Consider the following 17,967-nt stretch of genomic DNA (forward strand, 5'->3'; position numbering starts at 1 on the left):
AAAGATTGATTGGCAAGCAAACATGCGTCATTGTATGTATGATTCCGCGCAGGTTCAGAAAGGATACTATCGATGTCGTCTTCAGACGCTTCTTCGCGTTCATATATCAAAATCGAGGGTCTGCAGCGCAAGTTGCTGCCTTTTATGGTGGCCGCCCTGGCGTCTTCTCAGGTTCCGGCGGCCGATTTGCTGACCATCACTCGCGATGCCTTGAAAAACAACGCGGCACTGGCATCGGCGCAGTCGATCTACCGTAGCGTCGAGGAAGAACGCAATGTGCAGCGCGGCGATCTGTTGCCGCAGATCGGTGCCAATGCCAACGTCGCCCATAATCGGACCTATGAGGAAAGCTCCTTCGCGGATGAGATTGCGACGCAAGGAGGCTCCTCCGGAGGTGCTACAGGAGGAGGTGGCGCAGGGCTTGGAGGTGGTCTACCGCCAGGTACTCCCAGTGACGATAACTACAACTCCACCAGTATCGGCCTGGAAGCCACCCAGGCGCTTTTCGATGCCACCAACTGGTACGAGTTGCAGCGTGCCGAAGAGGAAATCGATCAGCAGGGGTTTTCACTGCTCAGCGATCGACAACAACTCATCTTTGATGTGTCCCAGGCCTATTTCGAGATTTTGCGTGCCAAGGATGTACTGGGCGCGCGAATCGCCCAGGAAAAGGCCATCGAGCGCCAACTGGAACAGGCCCAGGAGCAATTCGAGGTAGGGCTGATCGCCATTACCGATGTCCAGGAAGCCCGGGCCGCCTCGGATCTGGCGCGGGCCGAACGTATCGCTGCCCGCAGCGATCTGCAGGTCAGTTTCGAGCAGTTGGAACGCCTCACCGGTAAACGCTATGACACCATCGAGGGCCTTGCCAAGGATTTGCCCATCGAATCGCCTCTCCCCAAATCCCGTGAGGCATGGGTGGCACTCGCCATGGAAAACAACCCAACGTTGCTCGCGACCCAGGCGGCGATTGACGTTGCCAATCGTAATGTGGACATTGCGCGTTCGGGCCATCTACCAACCCTCGATGCCTTTGCCCGTTACGACTATTCCAAGACCGACATCGACTACCTGGAGGGTCACGACTCTGCCAGTCAGATTGGTCTCCAGGCCAGTCTGCCCATCTTCACCGGCGGCAGGACAAGCGCTCAGGTCAACCAGGCCAGCTATCGCCTGGAATCCACCCAGTACGATTTCGAATCCCAGCGCCGGGAAACCGTACAGCAGGTGCGCTCGTTGCTGACCCAGGTCAAGAACGATGTGGCAACCGTCGAGGCACGGCGCCAGGCGATCACCTCCAACCGTAGCGCCCTGGAGGCCACCCGCTCAGGCTACGAGGTGGGTACCCGTAACATCGTCGACGTGCTCGACGCCGAGCAGAACCTCTACAATGCCCTGGCCAACTACGCCGAGGCGCGGTACACCTACGTGACCGACATGTTGCAGCTGAGACGCGCGGCGGGAGTGCTGGACGATCGTGATATCCGCACGCTCAACGATTGGCTGCGGGATGACCTGTCGGTCGAGCTGAGCTACTCCGAAGATGCCAATGACGCGCTCATGAACATCGGTGAGCCGCCGGTACCACCACAATCCCGTTAGCGAAACAGTATTCTGTTAAGCCGCCTATTGTGAGCCGTCCATTGTGAGTCGTCCTTTAATAGCCGAGATCGATCTCGACGCCCTGCGTCACAACTACCGCGTAGCCCAGGGGTTAGCGCCGCAAAGTCGGGCATTGGCCGTCCTCAAGGCCGATGCCTATGGTCATGGTGCCGTGGCCTGCGCTCAGGCGCTTGATGATCTGGCGCCGGCGTTTGCGGTGGCCTGTATCGAAGAGGCCCAGACACTGCGCAAAGGCGGTATCGGCAAGCCTATCGTGCTACTGGAGGGCTTTTTTCAAGCTGACGAGTTGCCGCTGATCGAGTCGTTAGGACTGTGGACAGCGGTACACAGCGAATGGCAGGTCAATGCTTTACTTGCTTATCGGCCTCGCCGCCCGATACCCGTTTGGGTCAAGCTCGATTCGGGTATGCACCGTCTGGGCTTTCCCGAACAGCAACTCGATCGCATCTGGCAACGCCTGCTCGACGCGCCCGGCCAGGTCTGTGATCTGCATTTGATGAGCCATTTCGCGACCGCGGATGCGCTGGAACCCCATTATTTTCAACGTCAACTGCGCTTGCTGAACGAGTGGTCAGCGAGACTCGATGCCCCGACCTGCCTGGCCAATTCGCCGGCCACGCTGGCCTGGCCCGAGGCACACGGTGCCTGGAATCGCCCTGGCGTAATGCTATACGGCAGCGATCCCCTGGAAGGTGCCAACGATGCCAGTCGTGCCCTCAAGCCGGTGATGACGCTGCGTTCCGAAATCATCGCCGTTCAGGAGCTCGGTGCCGGTGAACCGGTGGGTTACGGCGGGCGCTGGACAACCCCGGCACCGACTAGAATCGGTGTGGTCGCGGCAGGCTATGGTGACGGCTACGATCGCCATGCCCGGGACGGGACACCGGTGCTGGTCGACGGTCAGCGCTGCAGAATTGCCGGTAAGGTATCGATGGACATGCTCACGGTGGATATTACCGCGTTACCCGAGGCAGGTATCGGCAGTCGTGTCACGCTGTGGGGGCAGGATGAAGGCGGTGCCGTGCTGTCGGTGGATGAGGTGGCTCATCATTGCGACACCATCAGTTATACCTTGTTGACCGGCGTGCTACCGCGAGTACCGCGTCGCTATCATGAAGGGATGAGCTGACGCCTGACGCGCGAGCCTTGGCCAGCTACAATGATCGGCTTTGAGGCGAGCTCCAGGATAAGCGACGCGGCGCATGGCAGATACTCCTTCCAAAACCTCCTTCTTGACACCCAAGTACTGGCCTACCTGGCTCTCCATCGGTTTGATGCGAGTAGGCGCCTGGTTACCCTGGTCGCTAAAACTCTGGGTAGGCAAGCTGATCGGCTTGTTGGCCTGGCGTTTTGCAAAGCGTCGTCGGCATATCACGGAGACCAATCTGCGTCTGGCCTTTCCCGAGCTGGATGAGACGAGCCATGCCCAACTGGTGCGCGAGACCTTCATCGCCAATGGAATCGGTATTCTCGAGACCGCCACCGGCTGGTGCCGCGATCCTGAACATTTGCGTCATCGGGTGACCTTTCAGGGCGAACGCCACATGCAACAGGCGTTGGCGCAGGGCAAGGGGGCGCTGATCATCGGAATTCATTTTTCCACCCTGGACATGGGAGGGGCGCTGCATTCGCTGTTCTTTCCTGCGGATGTGGTCTATCGACCCCACGACAACGCTCTGTTCGAGCGCTTCATGACCCGCGCGCGTTCACGGATCTTCGACCAGACCATCGACCGCCATGACTTGCGTGGCGTGGTACGCCGTATCAAGGCCGGCCATGCGGTGTGGTATTCCCCGGATCAGGATTTCGGACGCCAGGCCAGCGTGTTCGCGCCGTTCTTCGGCGTCGAGGCCGCCACCGTCAAGCTCACCGGCAAGATCGCGCGCATGACCGGCGCACCGGTCATGCCCCTGATCTTTCATCGTAATCCGAACAATCGCAGCTATACCCTGGAGTATCTGCCGGCCCTGGAGAACTTTCCCAGCGGCAATGAGGTGGAGGATGCAACCCGAATCAATGCGGTCATCGAGGCAGCGATTCGGCGCCATCCGGAGCAGTATCTATGGCTGCATCGGCGCTTCAAGACCCGCCCGCCGGGAGAGCCGGGCGTCTATTGACGCCTGAGCTGCATGTCTCAGCGAGACACACAAGCCCTATAAAAAACCCTTGCCTCAAAAACGAGGCAAGAGAATCATCGATTAAAAGAGATGGTGGGAGCCCGGTTGACCGGGCGATTTCAAGACCACTATCGCTCTCTGTAGCGAGCGCCTACCGGTGATCCAAGCTTGAACCGGTTTCTTACATTTCCTGTGCAGTAGGGCGCAGGATCACTTCGTTGATATCCACGTCCGCCGGTTGCTCGATGGCATAGACGATGGCCCTTGCCACGCTGGCGGCAGGAATCGCCATTTCATAAAGATCGTTGACCTGCTTGGAGGTCTCATCGTGGCCCACGCTTTGAGGCAGCTCACTTTGCACGGCACCAGGAGACAGGGTGGTGGTGCGAATGTTGGGTCCGGCTTCCTTGCGCAGGCCTTCCGAGAGGGCCCAGACGGCAAATTTCGAGGCGCTGTAGACAGCACTGCCCGGGAAGACCACATGGCCAGCCACGGAGGAAAGATTGATGAAGTGGCCGCTTTGCTGCTGGTTCATGATCGGCAATGCGGCGTAGATGCCATACATCACGCCCTTGACGTTGACATCGATCATCTGCTCCCACTCGTCAATCCGGCCTTCGGCCAGCGGGGAGAGCGGCATTAATCCGGCGTTGTTGACCATCACATCGAGACGTCCGAAGGTGTCCGTGGCATGCTTGACGAGGGCCTCGACCTGGGCGCGATCGGTCACGTCGGTAGCCTTGACGGTGGCTTCGGCGCCGATTTCCTTGAGTTCCTTGGCCAGGTCGTCGAGACGCTCCTTGCGGCGCGCTGCAAGTACCAGCTTGGCACCACGTTTGGCGAGATGGCGAGCCGTCTCGGCGCCCAAGCCGCTGCTGGCACCGGTGATGACGACGACTTTTCCCTGAATCTGATCGTTCTGTTCGTGGCTCATGCAAGCCTCCATGCGTCGCTGACTGAATGTTCGTTCTCTGAGGTGGGGATGCGCTATCGAATTTTCAAGGTCGCGGGGAGCTGTAGACGGTGTTCACCGCTACTCAATCGTTCATTGATGAATTGGTGATCCAGCCTATCTCGAGCGATTTGATAGAGCCTCTCGACGACTTGGTTCGCATGGGCTTGGATCACTTCCAGTTCCTGATGTCGAGCATAGAGCGAAAGGGTCTTGAGCGCCTTGAGCAGCGCCAGAAGGATGCTTATATCCTCCCTGCCGTAGTGAAGTATGGGCATGAAAAGTCGATAGAGCAGGGTTTCGAAAGAGCGTATCGGCCAGGTGACGCGAATATGACCCTGGTCGTCGGCCAAGACGTTGCTGGGTAAAAGCTTGAGACGCCGGATCAACAGTTCGGTGATTTGATGAAGGCAAAGGCGCGCGGTACCTGGATCGTTGATCCCTGGCGATAGCGCCTTGATGGCGATTTCCATTAGCTGGGTAAGGCCGTTGACATACAGATCCTTGACGGTTTCACCCTGGACGTAAACCAGCTGCGCCAGCAGCTTCTGGCACCAGGCGTCGTCGGGTTCTTCAGGAGCTTCGACCTTGAAGAGCGGAAAGTTCTCGACGGTGTAGTCGCCAAAGCTGAAGTTGATATGCACCACCGCATCCTGGGATTCGGCGATCTCGGCCACGGCCTCGAGATCGACATTCTGGATGTAGCCGCTGCGCTGGGAGTGAATCGGGTGGCAGGACGCACCGATGGCCGGTAGCGGATCCATGTAGCGCCAGCGTGAGGAGCGTTGCTGAGATTCGAGATGCTCGAGAGCCTGGCGCGTCTCGCGGTGCAGCCCCTCGGTGATGGCGTTGATCTGTACCGATTGGGAGGCGTTGTGAATGAAGTATACGAACAGGCCCAGGCAGTGAACCACCATGGTGACGCCTAGATAGGCGCCCATCGAGCGCCATAGACTGGGCGTCTCGCCTTTCAAGGGCACGATCAGCAGGATGAGAATGAACAAAATGGTGCCCAGGTAGTGCCCCAGCACCCGCTGGTGATGGCGCTCGGTGATCAGTCCGAACACCAGTTTGTGAGAAAAGTTACCCCCAGCCTGAGACAATACCGTCATGACCATTGAAAAGCTGAACACCATCAGTGAGACCATGCCGGCGATCAATGTCGAGAGCAGCGCACGAGCCGTCTCCGGATCCTTGAACTTCAGCCAATTCAGCATATCGGGCAATGCATCGTTCTCGATCGATGGAACGACCACCGCAAGGCCCAGAATGAGATAGAGCAGGGCCAACTGACTGGGCAGATAGGCGATGCTATGGCGAAAATTCTTCACTGCCCGGAAGGGCCGGGCCAATACTGAGTTCATCGGTGTATCCTTGCGATGGCGTCGCTCGCTCTAAGGTCGACATTGTTTTGTCACACATGAAAAAGGGCTTCTTTCCAAAGCGGGAAAGAAGCCCTTGAGCCCGTGGCGGCTAGCGTAACAAACGTCAGGCATCGATACGCTTGTACTTCATGCGATGGGGCGTGTCGTTACCCACGCGCTTCTTGTGATCTGCCTCATAGTCGCTGTAGTTGCCCTCGAAGAACACCACCTGGGACTCGCCCTCGTAGGCAAGGATGTGAGTGGCGATGCGGTCGAGGAACCAGCGATCGTGAGAGATCACCAGAGCACAACCCGGGAAGGCCAGTAGCGCCTCTTCCAAGGCGCGCAGGGTCTCGATGTCCAGGTCGTTGGAAGGCTCGTCAAGCAGCAGTACGTTGGCGCCTTGCTTCAAGGTCTGAGCCAATTGCAGGCGGCCGCGCTCGCCACCGGAGAGCTCCGATAAACGCTTCTGCTGGTCGTTGCCCTTGAAGTTGAAGCGACCCACGTAGGCCCGGGACGACACCTCGTAGCCGTTGATATTGAGCATGTCCTGACCTTCAGAGACCGCCTCCCACACGGTCTGCTTGTTATCGAGGGCATCGCGCAACTGCTCGACATAGGCGATCTTGACGGTGTCGCCGATGACGATCTCGCCCTCGTCGGGCTGTTCGGTGCCGTTGATCATGCGAAACAGCGACGACTTGCCCGCGCCATTGCCACCGATAATGCCGATGATGGCACCCTTGGGTACCTGAAAGGAGAGATGTTCGAATAATAGTTTGTCGTCATAGCGCTTGCTGACGTCGTGCAGTTCGATCACCTTGTCGCCCAGACGGGGGCCGGGTGGAATGTAGATCTCGTTGGTCTCGTTGCGCTTCTGGAAGTCGCCGGATTGCATCTCCTCAAAGCGATTGAGGCGGGCCTTGCTTTTGGCCTGGCGCCCCTTGGGATTCTGGCGTACCCAGTCGAGTTCTTCCTTGATGGCTTTCTGACGCGAGGCTTCCTGTTTGGCTTCTTGAGCCAGGCGCTTCTCCTTGGCTTCGAGCCAGTCGGAGTAGTTGCCTTCGAAAGGAATACCCTGACCACGGTCGAGCTCGAGAATCCAGCCGGCCACGTTGTCCAGGAAATAACGGTCGTGGGTGATGGCGACGACGGTGCCCGAATAATCGTGCAGGAAACGTTCGAGCCAGGCCACGGATTCCGCGTCCAGATGGTTGGTAGGCTCATCGAGCAGCAGCATGTCCGGATTGGAGAGCAGCAACCGGCATAATGCCACGCGACGGCGTTCGCCTCCGGAGAGCACGCCGACGTTGGCATCCCAAGGCGGTAGACGCAGCGCCTCGGCGGCCACTTCGAGCTTGCGCTCCAGGTTGTGAGCATCGGAGGCTTCGATCAGGTTCTCCAATCGCGCTTGCTCCGCAGCCAGGGCATCGAAATCCGCATCCGGTTCGGCATAGGCGGCATAGACAGCGTCGAGCTGTTCCTGGGCCTTCTTGATCTCGCCCACGGCTTCCTCGACGGTCTCGCGTACGCTCTTGCTATCGTCAAGCTCCGGTTCCTGAGGCAGATAGCCGATATTGAGGCCGGGCATGGGGCGAGCTTCGCCGTTATACTCGGTATCGACGCCTGCCATGATACGCAGCAGGGTCGATTTGCCCGCGCCGTTGAGGCCGAGTACGCCGATCTTGGCGCCAGGAAAGAAAGAGAGCGAAATGTCCTTGAGAATCTCGCGCTTCGGGGGCACGACCTTGCCCACCCGATTCATGGTGTAGACGTATTGCGCCATGGAAATCCATTGTGTTGGGGGTTGCAGTGGCCTTGATGATAGTGGCCATGCCGAGTAAAGGCCAGCCCGGTACCAACGCCAGCTTGAACCACGCTAGTGTTGGGGCTGGCGTTGGCGCAACAACATTATTCTTCTTCTAGATCCCAGTCGTCTTCTATTGCACGCTTCAATCTGCGCTCTTCCAGTAATGCCTCGACCTGGCGGCGTAGGCGTAATGTATCGTTACGACTACTCCGAGAACGATGATACTGCGTGTCGTCGGCTTCTAAGATGTCCTGCTCGTCGAGTTGTTCGTCATTAAGCGTGTCATGGCTCATGCTCGACCCTCCGATGACGCTATATGAGTAAATGACATCCTCAGTGAATCGTGCTCGAAGCGTTTTCCAGACGAATCAGAATGCCATGTTCGCTATATAGCGCTGGTTGTAGTCGAGAACAAGCGTTTTATAGAAAATCTCGTGTAATCAAGCGTTGAGCTTGGCTTTGAGCGCATCGAGTTCCTGAAGCGCCTCGACGTGTTGGGTGACATCCTTTTGTACACCGATGAAGTAGGTGAGCTGGTCCTGCTCATCGAACACGGGGGTGATCGAAAGCTCGTTCCAGAACGGGCTGCCGTCCTTGCGATAATTGCGCAGCACTTCACGACAGGGGCGTTGCTCGGCGATCGCCCGGCGGATGTTTTCCAGTCCAGGTTGGTCGTGATCGTTCTTCTGCAGGAAGCGGCAGTCGCGGTAGAGGATTTCGTCGGTGCTGTAGCCGGTCAGACGCTCGAATCCTTGGTTGATGTAGATCAGAATGGTGTCATCACCTTCCTGTTCGGCAACGACGATGCCATCCGCCGACGCATCGACGATACGTTCCAACAGCTCCGCGTCGATCATTGTGGGTCTTTTCATACGTATCGCAGTCCTGTGGCAGATCGGGGGCGCGCTCGACAAAACATCGGCCGTCGATGAGGCCTCGTTATGTCTATCATGGCCAGCCTGGACAATGTTTTCAACGCTTTGTCCTACTATTCGACCTCTGGAAGACGCTGAGCAGCCAACGACGCCGCCAGAGCACAAAGTGCGAGTACCAGCAACAGACCAGCGCTGCCCAGCCACTGAGCAAGCACACCGATAACTGCACCGACGATCAGCATCAAAATACCGGTCAAGGTATTCGATAGAGCGACATAGAGGGCGCGGTCATCGCGGGTCGCCATGTCCACGATATAGGTCTTGCGCCCCAGCCTGACACCCGCATGGGCAATGACCAGGACGCCATAGACGATAGCGAACGGCCAGATTGTCCTGCTCCAGTCCCCCGGTGCCCAGGCGACCCCGGCCACCGTCAGGCAACACAGTGCCGCGATGACGCCGGCATCGCGCATCACGCGACGGCTCGACTTATCGGCACGCTTACCCCAGAACGGGCTGGCCAGCATACTGGCAAGGCCGGAGATTACGATGAGCACACCCAGCCCGCCGAGATCCTCACCACTTTGCTGTTGGCCGAGCAGTGCGATGTAAGGCAGGGCAAGGGCGCTCGACAACAGCAGTGCCCGGGCCACATTGAAATGCAGGAAGGTACGGTCCTGATGCAGCAGCCGAAGGCCCTGACGAATGCTATTCCAGGCGTTTTCCCCGCCTTCGGTGGCACCGTGATCCTCCCGGATCATGGCTGCGCAGACGGCATTGAGCGCCCAGCCCAGTGCCGCAATGGCCAATAAGACCGTCAGCACGAGCTCTCCGGGGCGATCGTCGAACAGCATCAGCACGGCGCCAGACAGCAATGTCACACCGCCCGCGACGCTACCGCTCCAGCCCATCAGATTACCGCGGCGCTGTTTGGCGATGGTCTTGCCCAATACATCCTTGGTGGCAATGGAGGAGAGTCCCCGGGCCAGGGAGAGTGCCACCAGCACGATCAGAACCAGCGCGCCGCCCAGCCCGCCGCTACTCGTCATCGCGAGTATCGCCAGCACTGCCGCGCATAGTGCCTGGAGCGCGCCCCCTATGACCCAGACCCACTTGCGCTGTGGCATATGACGAATGAAGCCGGCAATGAAGACCTGAGGCAGCAGGGCGCCGGCCTCCCGAATCGGGACCAGCAGGCCCACCATCCACAGTGGCGCCCCGATCGCACCCAGTAGCCAGGGAAGAATCAGCCGTGCACTGGAGAACTCATCCGCCAGCTTATTACCCAAGGAAGCGAAAAGGTGGCGAAAGAAATTGCCGGGCTGCTCGTGACAGGCTTCATCGGAGATGTCCTTGCACAAGCGACTGTCTTCGTCACCGGTCAACCATTCGTAGAAACGTGACTGGGTTATACGAGCATTGGCCATGCACACCCTCCATGATGAGATGTCGGTAATCCCGGGCACATTGTTATGATGATCCATCAACAGATCGTAAAAGAGAAACACGATGGCTCGAGTACGTATCCATTATTGCACGCAATGCCACTGGCTTCTGCGGGCCGGCTGGTATGCCCAGGAGTTGCTTTCCACTTTCGGTGAGGACCTCGGCGAGGTTGCCTTGGCGCCCAGTCATGGCGGCCACTTCGAAATACTCTTCAATGAAGAAGTGATCTGGGAACGCAAGCGCGACGGCGGCTTCCCCGACATCAAGGAGCTCAAGCGCCGGGTGCGCGATCGGCTCGATCCGGGCAGGGACCTGGGTCATATCGATCGCTAGCCCCCTTACCACCAGTGCTTGCGCTTGAGCAGTGCCATCACGGCGATACCGAGTACCAGGGTGATGCCGATGAACACGATGAACCCGTATGGGCTCTGGGCGCCGGGAATGCCGCCCACGTTGATGCCCAGCAGACCGGTAAGAAAGCTCAAGGGCAGAAATACCGTGGTGATGATGGCGAGCATGTACATGCGCTGGTTGAGCTGCTCGTTGTGTTCGCTCCAGAGTTGTTCCTGAAGGATCAGCGCGCGTTCCTGCATGGCGTTGAAGTCCTCGATGTAGCGCGACAGTTGGTTGGCGCTCTCTCGCAGCGACACCTTGGTTTCCTCGTCGAGCCACAAAGGACCCTGGGCCAGCTGCGCCAGACAGTCGCGCTGTGGCCCCATGAAACGGCGTAGATTGATTAGAGGGCGTCTAATCCGCGTCAAATCGTCGCTGTCCACGTTCTCCGTATCGCCAAGCTGGGCGTCTTCCAGTTCGGCCAGACGCTCGTCGAGCTGATGCGTCACGTCGCCGACCTGATCGACCAGTGTTTCCGTCAACCAGGCCGCCAGGTCGGGAATCGATTCGGCACCGTCGCCGCTGTCGATGCGTTCACGCACCACGCTGACCGCATGCAGTGGGCGGCGGCGCAGCGTGATCAGGCGCTTGGGGGTCATCCACACCCGCAGCGAGATCAGATCGTCCCGCGCGGCACCGGGGTTGAAGTTGATGCCACGCAGCGTGGTCACGATACCGCGTCCGAAACGCGCCACTCGCGGGCGCGTATCTTCTTCGAGTAGCGCCTCGATGACCGCCTCGTCGAGCTCCGCCAGGGAGTGCAGATAGGTCATGACGTCATCGTGACGAAAGTCCAGGTGCAGCCATAGTGCGGCGTCATCGTTGTTCCACAGCGCATGCAGCTGTGCGTTGTCGAGCAGGGTGCCGCCGCCAACACCATCCAGCTGATAGGCGGTAACGAAAGCGCTGGCCTGCGGGGGCGGTGTATCGGACGTCGTCGGCAGGTTGTCGCTGGATGCCGCCATGAAGGGATTCCTTATTAAAACCAGTGGTCCTGTAATCGCCATGCTCGTCTGAGCGACGCAAGACGGTTAGGCTGGCTACTTTAGCGTAAACCCATGGCAGACAGGGAGTAGGCATGACACAGGATCGGCGCGCGATGCTCTACGGGGTGGGAGCGGTGGCACTATGGTCCACGGTGGCCACGGCCTTCAAGCTGGCCTTGACGACCATGACCCCGGCTGAGCTTATCTGGATCGCGGCGCTGGTTTCCTGGTTGTTGATCGGCGGGTTGGTCATTCAGCGCGGTCAATTCCGCCTCGCCTTGCGCAGTGGCTGGCGCACCGCGCTGTGGGCCGGATTGATGAATCCGGTGGCCTACTACCTGGTGCTGTTTGCGGCCTACGATAGGCTGCCTGGGCAGGAGGCCATGGCGCTCAACTATACCTGGGCGCTGGCCATGGCCTTTCTTGCCGTGCCGATCCTCGGCCAGCGATTGACGCGCATGGATATTCTCGCCGGGTTGATCGCCTATGCCGGGGTCTGGGTCATCGCCACTCGCGGGGCAGTGTTCGAAGTGGCCTTTGCCGATCCGCTGGGCGTCGGGTTCGCCCTGGCCTCGACGTTACTCTGGGCGCTCTACTGGCTGCTGAATGCCAAGGATCATCGCGAGCCGCTGGTCGCCCAATGGCAGAACTTCAGTGTCGGCTTACCGGTCTTGACCGCTATCGTCGCCTTCGGCCCCGGCTTTACCTGGCATGGTTGGAGCAGCCTGGGAGCGGGCATCTATGTGGGCTTGTTCGAGATGGGCATCGCCTTCGTGCTCTGGCAGATAGCGGTGCAGCAGATATCGCGTACCGCCAAGGTCTCCAACCTGATCTTCCTGTCGCCACCAGTGTCGCTGCTGCTGTTGCATGTCGTCGTCGGCGAGCCGATTCTCGTCTCGACCTTGATCGGCCTGGTGTTGATTCTCGGCGGCCTGGGGTTGCAGCAGTTGCAGAAGGCGCCCGCGCCGGCTCCGGCATGATGTTTGTAGGAGATCGCTTCAGCGAGCGATGGTGGTGTTACATGAGCATCTGATACTGAAACAATAGCTGCTTGAAATCCTGGCGCTGATGGGCGAACAGATAAATGGAGACGGCATGGGTTTCCGGCCAGATGCGGTAAACGACACGGTAATTGTCGATCAGCAGTTCGCGGTAGTGGTGGGTGCCAAGCGCCGCTGCCTGTCGGCAGATCGCATAGGTGGCGGCATGGTCTGATAGGCGATCCGTAGCGGTATCAATTAGATGTAAAGATATCGTTTGAGCATCATCGAGGGACATCGCCAATTGATCGATCAAAAAATGTTCGCAAAACTCCAGGGAGGCCTCGGCGGTTTCCTCGAAATAGATCTCAAAGCGTCGACTCACAGTGGCTCGCCTTTATCAGCCTGATGGCGAGCCTTGAGCTTGGCCTTGAATTCCTCGGCGCTCATGGTCATGCCGGCTTCACGGCTGCGTTCACCCAGGCTCAATAGCTTGAGCAGGGCGATGCCCTGTTCGCGGCGCTCGTGGGCGGCATAGGATTCCACCACATAGGTCGGCTTGCCATGCTGGGTGATGACCAGCGGCTCCTCGACATCCAGGGTGGCGGCATTCTGCTTCAGATAGCTGATGGTTTCGATGCGCATGGGATTCACCTTATCAAGCGATGGACCAAGTTTAGTTCATCAATGGACCATTGGCGAGCCGGTCATTGGCTTGCCATTCGCTCCTGGGTCTGCTCTGGCAGCAGCGCTTTCAACTCGGGCCAGACATTCTCGAGCATGCGCGGCTGGGCCTCGGCGGTGGGGTGGATGCCATCGTCCTGCATCAGGTCCTCCTCAAGGGCGACACCGTCGAGCAGAAAGGGCACCAGGGGTACATCGTATTGCTCGGCCAGATCGCGATAGACCGCCTTGAAAGCCCTTGCGTAAGCCTGGCCATAGTTAGGGGGTATCTCGATACCCACCAATAGCACCTCGGCATCGGCCTTTTGGCTTGCCTCGATCATGCTCGAAAGATTATGGCGCATCTGCTTGGGGGACAGGCCGCGTAGACCGTCGTTGCCGCCCAGCTCGATCAGAACGATGTCCGGGGCGTGTTGTCTGAGTAGCTTATGCAGGCGGGTCGCACCGCCAGACGTGGTCTCTCCGCTGATACTGGCATTGACGACCTTGACCTCGTCGCCCAGGCGTTGGCGCAGTAGACTGATCCAACCGGCCTGACGCTCGATGCCATAGGCGGCGCTGAGGCTATCACCCATCACCAGCAGTGTCGTATTGGCGGCACTTGCCATGCCTGTCCACAGCGACAGCAATAACAGCAGCGTCGCCATCAGGCGTCCGCTCAGGCACCGTGAAACCACAGGGAAAGCGTGCATCATGTTCAACTCCCAAACGCGTGAAATGACCTCGATTCTACATGCTCGGCGCCTTGGCAAGCAGGTTCTCAGCGGCGAGCGTCGGCTGGATATTCTAAGCAATCTCGATCTCGAGGTGTTCCCCGGTGAGAGCGTGGCGATCCTGGGGAGTTCCGGCGCCGGCAAGTCCACCTTGCTGGGCTTGCTGGCGGGGCTGGATATTCCGACCAGTGGTGAGCTCATCTTGTTCGGCCAGTCGCTGACCGCTCTCGATGAGGATGGTCGCGCGGGACTTCGTGCCGGGCGAGTGGGCTTCGTGTTCCAGAATTTCCAGCTGTTGCCGACTCTGACCGCCCTGGAAAACGTGTTGCTGCCGCTGGAACTGTTGCCAGGCAGCGATCATCAGGCCAGAGGTCGGGAGTGGTTGGCCCGAGTGGGCTTGGGAGAGCGCATGAACCATCTGCCCAAGCAACTCTCCGGCGGTGAGCAGCAGCGGGTGGCCGTGGCTCGCGCCTTCGTCACCGCTCCCGAACTGGTGTTCGCCGACGAGCCTACCGGCAACCTTGATCGCGGTACCGGCGGAAAGGTCATCGATCTATTGTTCGAGCTCAACCGCGAAGCCGGCACGACCCTGGTGCTGGTCACCCACGATCATCATCTGGCGCGGCGCTGCGATCGCTGTCTCAAGCTCGATGCTGGCCATCTGGCCGCCCTTGACCGGGACGAGGTAGAAGCATGAGCGAAGGCATCAGTAGAAGCGCGAATCCCAGAGTGAAGAGTGCTGTAGATAAAAAGGATAAAGGCGAGGCCGGTCTACTACGACTCTCCTTGAAGGGGCTGCGGCGTGACCTTCGTGCAAGCGATGTGCGTGCGCTGTTCGTGGCCCTGGCCCTGGCGGTGGCGGCCTCGACCATGATCGGCTTCTTCCTCGATCGGCTTGATCGGGGGCTGACCCGGCAGGCAGGCCAGCTGGTAGGTGGGGATATCAAGCTCGAACAGAGCAAGCCCTTCGATGCGAACCTGCGCCGGCAATTGGAAGAGGCGGGGCTGACCCTGGCGGACCAGGTCGATCTGGTGTCGATGGCAAGCCGCAACGAGTCGTTTCAGCCCGCGAGTCTCAAGGTGGTGGATGAGGCCTATCCGCTCTATGGCAAGGTGCTGGTGGATATGGGCGACGGTGTCGAAGAAGTGGCCCATGGGCCGTCACCAGGGAGTGCATGGGTCGCGCCACGTTTGGCGCAATTACTGAATATCGCGATTGGCGAGTCATTTCAGCTCGGTCAGATGCAGCTCAAGGTGAGCGGACTGATCGAGCGCGAACCGGATCAATCCGCCGGTTTCGGCAGCTTCAACCCGCGTCTGATGATGCACATCGACGATCTCGATGCCACCGGATTGGTGCGCCCGGGCTCCCGGGTCGAGTATGAGTTGCTAGCCAAGGGACCGCCCGAGGCGGTGGCTGGGGTCGAAGAGTTGCTTGCCCGACTGGAGCGGCAAGGTGTCGAGGTGGAGGACGTGCGCGAGGATCGCCCGCAGCTCGGCAACGCCCTGGAGCGGGCGGAGAAGTATTTGAGCCTGGCGGGATTGGCGGCGGTGCTGCTGGCTGGAGTCGCGGTCGCCATGGCCACCCGGCGCTATGTCGATCGCCACCTGGATACCGCCGCCTTGTTGCGCTGTTTTGGTGCGTCTCAACGCCAGTTGACGCAGCTGTTCGCCTTGCAACTGCTGTGGCTGGCGCTTTCCGCTTCGATCCTCGGAGCGCTGCTGGGACTGGCTGGGCAAGCGGGGTTGCTGGCGCTGCTGACACGCTTTCTACCGTTGGAGTTGCCGCCCCCGGGTATATTGCCGCTATTACTTGGCATCTTGACCGCGATTGCGGTGCTGGTGGGCTTTGCCGGACCGACCCTGCTGCGGCTCAAGCAGGTCAGCGCGCTCAAGGTATTGCGCCGTGAGCTCGATCCATTGCCGGCCTCCGCCTGGTTGGTGGTCGGTGTCGCGAGCCTGGTGTTTGGCGGTCTGCTGTGGCTTTATTCCGGCGATTTCATGCTCTCTCTCGGTTTGTTGCTGGGCGGTCTGGTGGGGCTGGTACTGCTGTGGACGTTGGGCTGGTTGTTGCTCGGGTTGGTACTGCGCCTGGCCGGGCGTTTCGGCAATGGCGCAAGCGGGGGTGCCCAGGCGTTGCGCCTTGGCGCGCGGCAGCTGGCGCGGCGGCGCCAGGCCAGTCTCGGTCAGTTGCTGGCCTTCGCGGTGACCTTCGCCGCCATGGCGATCATTACCTTGGTACGGGGCGATCTCTTGACCACTTGGCAGGCCCAGCTGCCCGAAGATACGCCGAACTATTTCGCCATCAATATCCAGCCCAACGAGCGCGAAGGCTTCATCGATATTCTGGGCGATGCCGCGGACACGCGAAGTGCCCTGTACCCCATGGTGAGGGGGCGCATCGTGACGATCAACGATCAGCCGCCACAGGAGGTCGTGCCGGAGGAGAGTCGAGGTGACAACGCCCTGCGCCGGGAGCTCAACCTGACCTGGCAGACCGAGGTGCCCTCCGGCAACCGTATCGTCGAGGGGCAGTGGTTTGCGCAGGATGTCGAGGCGGCTCCTGAGAACGATCAGCCTGTGCCGATTTCAATGGAAAGCGGCCTGGCCGGACGCCTCGAGGTCGATCTTGGGGATACTCTGACATTCTCTATTGGCGGGGCGGATATTACCGGCGAAATCACCAGCCTGCGCAGCGTCGAGTGGGACAGTTTCAAGCCCAATTTCTTTGTCATCTTCCCGCCCGGCACCCTGGAGCGTTTCGGCCATAGCTACATCACCGCCTTTCACGTCGAGGATGGCAGCAATGTCCCGGGCAAGCTGGTATCCGCCTATCCCGGGGTATCGTTGATCAACGTCGAGGCCATCCTGGGTCGAGTGCGGGAGCTATTGTCTCAAGTGACCCGGGCGGTGGAATTCGTATTGGCCTTCGTGCTGCTTGCCGGGGTGAGCGTGCTCTATGCCGCCCTGACCGCCAGCCACACGCTGCGCACCCATGAAAGCGGCCTATTGCGGGTGTTCGGCGCCGGTGATCGGCTGATTTCCAGGGTTCAGGGCGTGGAGTTCGCGCTATTGGGCTTCACCAGTGGTCTGATGGGAGCGCTGCTAGCGGAAGCCGCCGCCGCCGGAGTGTATATCGGCTGGCTGGAACTGGCACCCCGAATACATTGGTTGATGTGGGTGATCCTGCCCGTTGGCGGAGCGCTGCTCATCGGCCTCATCGGTCACGCGCTATCCCGCAGCGTGCGCCGTCAGACACCCATGGCAAGCCTGGGGCTACTGGGCGAGGCATGAGAAAGCTCACCTTTTTCAAAACGGTCGGAGCCAAGCCGTGCGACTGCCCGTTGCCTACCGCTTTGATGACTGTGAAGAGGTGTTTATTCGGCGTGACCCGGACACCGGCGATGTCATCATCTCGCGTAGCCCCGACAACTGGGATTCTTTCTTGGCGGCGCGGTAGAGCTGCGCTGTTGAAAAAGACTTTACTCAGCCAGGAAGAGCACCAGCAAACAGGCACGCAGGAGCGTGATCCCTTCGAAGGATGGAGGGAATGAAACGCACCATGCTGGATACGAATATCGTGAGCCACTTTGTGAAGGGGCTCCCGGCAGTGGATGCTCGAGTCTTGGCCGCCCCGATGACATCCCTGTGTATTTCAGCGATCACAGAGGCGGAATTGCTTTATGGGCTTGCCAAGCGGCCCCAGGCCAAGCGGTTGGCGTTAATGGTTCACGAATTCCTGCGCCGTATCGATGTGCTTTTATGGAATAGCTCGCTGACAAACCGATACGGCGTTGTCAGGGCGGACCTTGAAAGCCGAGGAAAGACACCCGGCGATCTGGATCTTCTTATCGCTGTACACGCACTGGAAGTTGGGGCTGTACTGGCTACCAATGACAGGGTCTTTCAGTATGTGGATGGCTTACACATCGAGGATTGGACCCAGTAGTTTCGGGTGTTAAAAAATCAAACAGTCTGACCGTCAGTGTTACTAAACCAGGATTGAGTAATTATCGAATGACCT

19 protein-coding genes are annotated in these 17,967 nt (G+C 59.4%); 9 read left to right on the plus strand and 10 right to left on the minus strand.

The window, feature by feature from the left end; all coding sequences use genetic code 11:
* The first annotated feature begins 72 nt into the window (after positions 1–72).
* The 3 genes from ACPF7Z_RS07705 (at position 73) to lpxL (ending at position 3,740) form a co-directional block, all read left to right on the plus strand.
* Positions 73–1,602 carry a TolC family outer membrane protein gene (locus ACPF7Z_RS07705; protein ID WP_425192688.1) on the plus strand — a complete coding sequence of 510 codons (1,530 nt, stop codon included), beginning with the start codon at positions 73–75 and terminating at the stop codon, positions 1,600–1,602.
* Positions 1,603–1,645: 43 nt separating this feature from the next.
* Positions 1,646–2,752, plus strand: coding sequence for an alanine racemase (gene alr / locus ACPF7Z_RS07710; RefSeq protein WP_425192689.1), 1,107 nt, complete (start codon positions 1,646–1,648; stop codon positions 2,750–2,752).
* A 73-nt stretch (positions 2,753–2,825) separates the two neighbouring features.
* Positions 2,826–3,740, plus strand: coding sequence for an LpxL/LpxP family Kdo(2)-lipid IV(A) lauroyl/palmitoleoyl acyltransferase (lpxL, locus tag ACPF7Z_RS07715; protein ID WP_425192690.1), 915 nt, complete (start codon positions 2,826–2,828; stop codon positions 3,738–3,740).
* Between the two features lie 181 nt (positions 3,741–3,921).
* On the opposite strand, the gene ACPF7Z_RS07720 is transcribed toward lpxL, so the two are convergent.
* The 6 genes from ACPF7Z_RS07720 to ACPF7Z_RS07745 all read right to left on the minus strand — a co-directional run bounded on the left by ACPF7Z_RS07720 (position 3,922) and on the right by ACPF7Z_RS07745 (position 10,168).
* Positions 3,922–4,674, minus strand: coding sequence for an SDR family oxidoreductase (locus tag ACPF7Z_RS07720; protein ID WP_425192691.1), 753 nt, complete (start codon positions 4,672–4,674; stop codon positions 3,922–3,924).
* Between the two features lie 53 nt (positions 4,675–4,727).
* Complete coding sequence (locus ACPF7Z_RS07725; protein ID WP_425192692.1) at positions 4,728–6,056, minus strand: DUF2254 domain-containing protein; 1,329 nt, start codon at positions 6,054–6,056, stop codon at positions 4,728–4,730.
* 124 nt (positions 6,057–6,180) lie between these two features.
* On the minus strand, positions 6,181–7,842 hold the full coding sequence (gene ettA / locus ACPF7Z_RS07730; RefSeq protein WP_425192693.1) for an energy-dependent translational throttle protein EttA: 1,662 nt from the start codon (positions 7,840–7,842) through the stop codon (positions 6,181–6,183).
* Between the two features lie 125 nt (positions 7,843–7,967).
* Positions 7,968–8,159, minus strand: coding sequence for a PA3496 family putative envelope integrity protein (locus ACPF7Z_RS07735; RefSeq protein ID WP_425192694.1), 192 nt, complete (start codon positions 8,157–8,159; stop codon positions 7,968–7,970).
* A 147-nt stretch (positions 8,160–8,306) separates the two neighbouring features.
* Entirely contained in the window at positions 8,307–8,738 is a 432-nt protein-coding gene (locus ACPF7Z_RS07740; RefSeq protein WP_425192695.1) for a PAS domain-containing protein, read from the minus strand.
* Between the two features lie 116 nt (positions 8,739–8,854).
* Positions 8,855–10,168 (minus strand): MFS transporter, encoded by a 1,314-nt coding sequence (locus tag ACPF7Z_RS07745; protein WP_425192696.1) that lies wholly within the window; start codon positions 10,166–10,168, stop codon positions 8,855–8,857.
* A gap of 82 nt (positions 10,169–10,250) precedes the next feature.
* Between ACPF7Z_RS07745 and ACPF7Z_RS07750 the strand changes: the two genes are divergently transcribed.
* Entirely contained in the window at positions 10,251–10,520 is a 270-nt protein-coding gene (locus ACPF7Z_RS07750) for a SelT/SelW/SelH family protein (protein WP_425192697.1), read from the plus strand.
* Between the two features lie 5 nt (positions 10,521–10,525).
* Here the strand turns inward: ACPF7Z_RS07750 and ACPF7Z_RS07755 are convergent, their stop codons facing one another.
* Positions 10,526–11,545, minus strand: a complete 1,020-nt coding sequence (locus ACPF7Z_RS07755; protein WP_425192698.1) for a zinc transporter ZntB — start codon at positions 11,543–11,545, stop codon at positions 10,526–10,528.
* A gap of 113 nt (positions 11,546–11,658) precedes the next feature.
* Here ACPF7Z_RS07755 and ACPF7Z_RS07760 point away from each other — a divergent pair, with 113 nt between their 5' ends.
* A complete protein-coding gene (locus tag ACPF7Z_RS07760; RefSeq protein WP_425192699.1) occupies positions 11,659–12,546 on the plus strand; it encodes a DMT family transporter in 888 nt (295 codons plus the stop codon).
* 37 nt (positions 12,547–12,583) lie between these two features.
* Here ACPF7Z_RS07760 and ACPF7Z_RS07765 read toward each other — a convergent pair whose 3' ends face one another.
* From ACPF7Z_RS07765 to ACPF7Z_RS07775, 3 genes are all read right to left on the minus strand, one after another.
* Positions 12,584–12,931 carry a type II toxin-antitoxin system RelE/ParE family toxin gene (locus tag ACPF7Z_RS07765; RefSeq protein ID WP_425192700.1) on the minus strand — a complete coding sequence of 116 codons (348 nt, stop codon included), beginning with the start codon at positions 12,929–12,931 and terminating at the stop codon, positions 12,584–12,586.
* On the minus strand, positions 12,928–13,191 hold the full coding sequence (locus ACPF7Z_RS07770) for a type II toxin-antitoxin system Phd/YefM family antitoxin (RefSeq protein ID WP_425192701.1): 264 nt from the start codon (positions 13,189–13,191) through the stop codon (positions 12,928–12,930). The genes ACPF7Z_RS07765 and ACPF7Z_RS07770 overlap by 4 nt, the downstream gene beginning before the upstream one ends.
* Before the next feature lie 62 nt (positions 13,192–13,253).
* On the minus strand, positions 13,254–13,925 hold the full coding sequence (locus ACPF7Z_RS07775; RefSeq protein ID WP_425192702.1) for an arylesterase: 672 nt from the start codon (positions 13,923–13,925) through the stop codon (positions 13,254–13,256).
* Between ACPF7Z_RS07775 and ACPF7Z_RS07780 the strand changes: the two genes are divergently transcribed.
* The 4 genes from ACPF7Z_RS07780 (at position 13,924) to ACPF7Z_RS07795 (ending at position 17,892) form a co-directional block, all read left to right on the plus strand.
* Positions 13,924–14,640 (plus strand): ABC transporter ATP-binding protein, encoded by a 717-nt coding sequence (locus ACPF7Z_RS07780; RefSeq protein ID WP_425192703.1) that lies wholly within the window; start codon positions 13,924–13,926, stop codon positions 14,638–14,640. The two genes, ACPF7Z_RS07775 and ACPF7Z_RS07780, sit on opposite strands and share 2 nt — an antisense overlap.
* Positions 14,637–17,237 (plus strand): ABC transporter permease, encoded by a 2,601-nt coding sequence (locus tag ACPF7Z_RS07785; RefSeq protein WP_425192704.1) that lies wholly within the window; start codon positions 14,637–14,639, stop codon positions 17,235–17,237. Before ACPF7Z_RS07780 ends, ACPF7Z_RS07785 begins: the two co-directional genes overlap by 4 nt.
* Positions 17,238–17,274: 37 nt before the next feature.
* Entirely contained in the window at positions 17,275–17,403 is a 129-nt protein-coding gene (locus ACPF7Z_RS07790) for an antitoxin (protein ID WP_425192705.1), read from the plus strand.
* Positions 17,404–17,493: 90 nt separating this feature from the next.
* On the plus strand, positions 17,494–17,892 hold the full coding sequence (locus ACPF7Z_RS07795) for a type II toxin-antitoxin system VapC family toxin (protein WP_425192706.1): 399 nt from the start codon (positions 17,494–17,496) through the stop codon (positions 17,890–17,892).
* Positions 17,893–17,967 lie beyond the last annotated feature (75 nt).

The sequence above is a fragment of the Halomonas sp. GXIMD04776 genome (assembly GCF_049808615.1).
Taxonomy (GTDB): domain Bacteria; phylum Pseudomonadota; class Gammaproteobacteria; order Pseudomonadales; family Halomonadaceae; genus Modicisalibacter.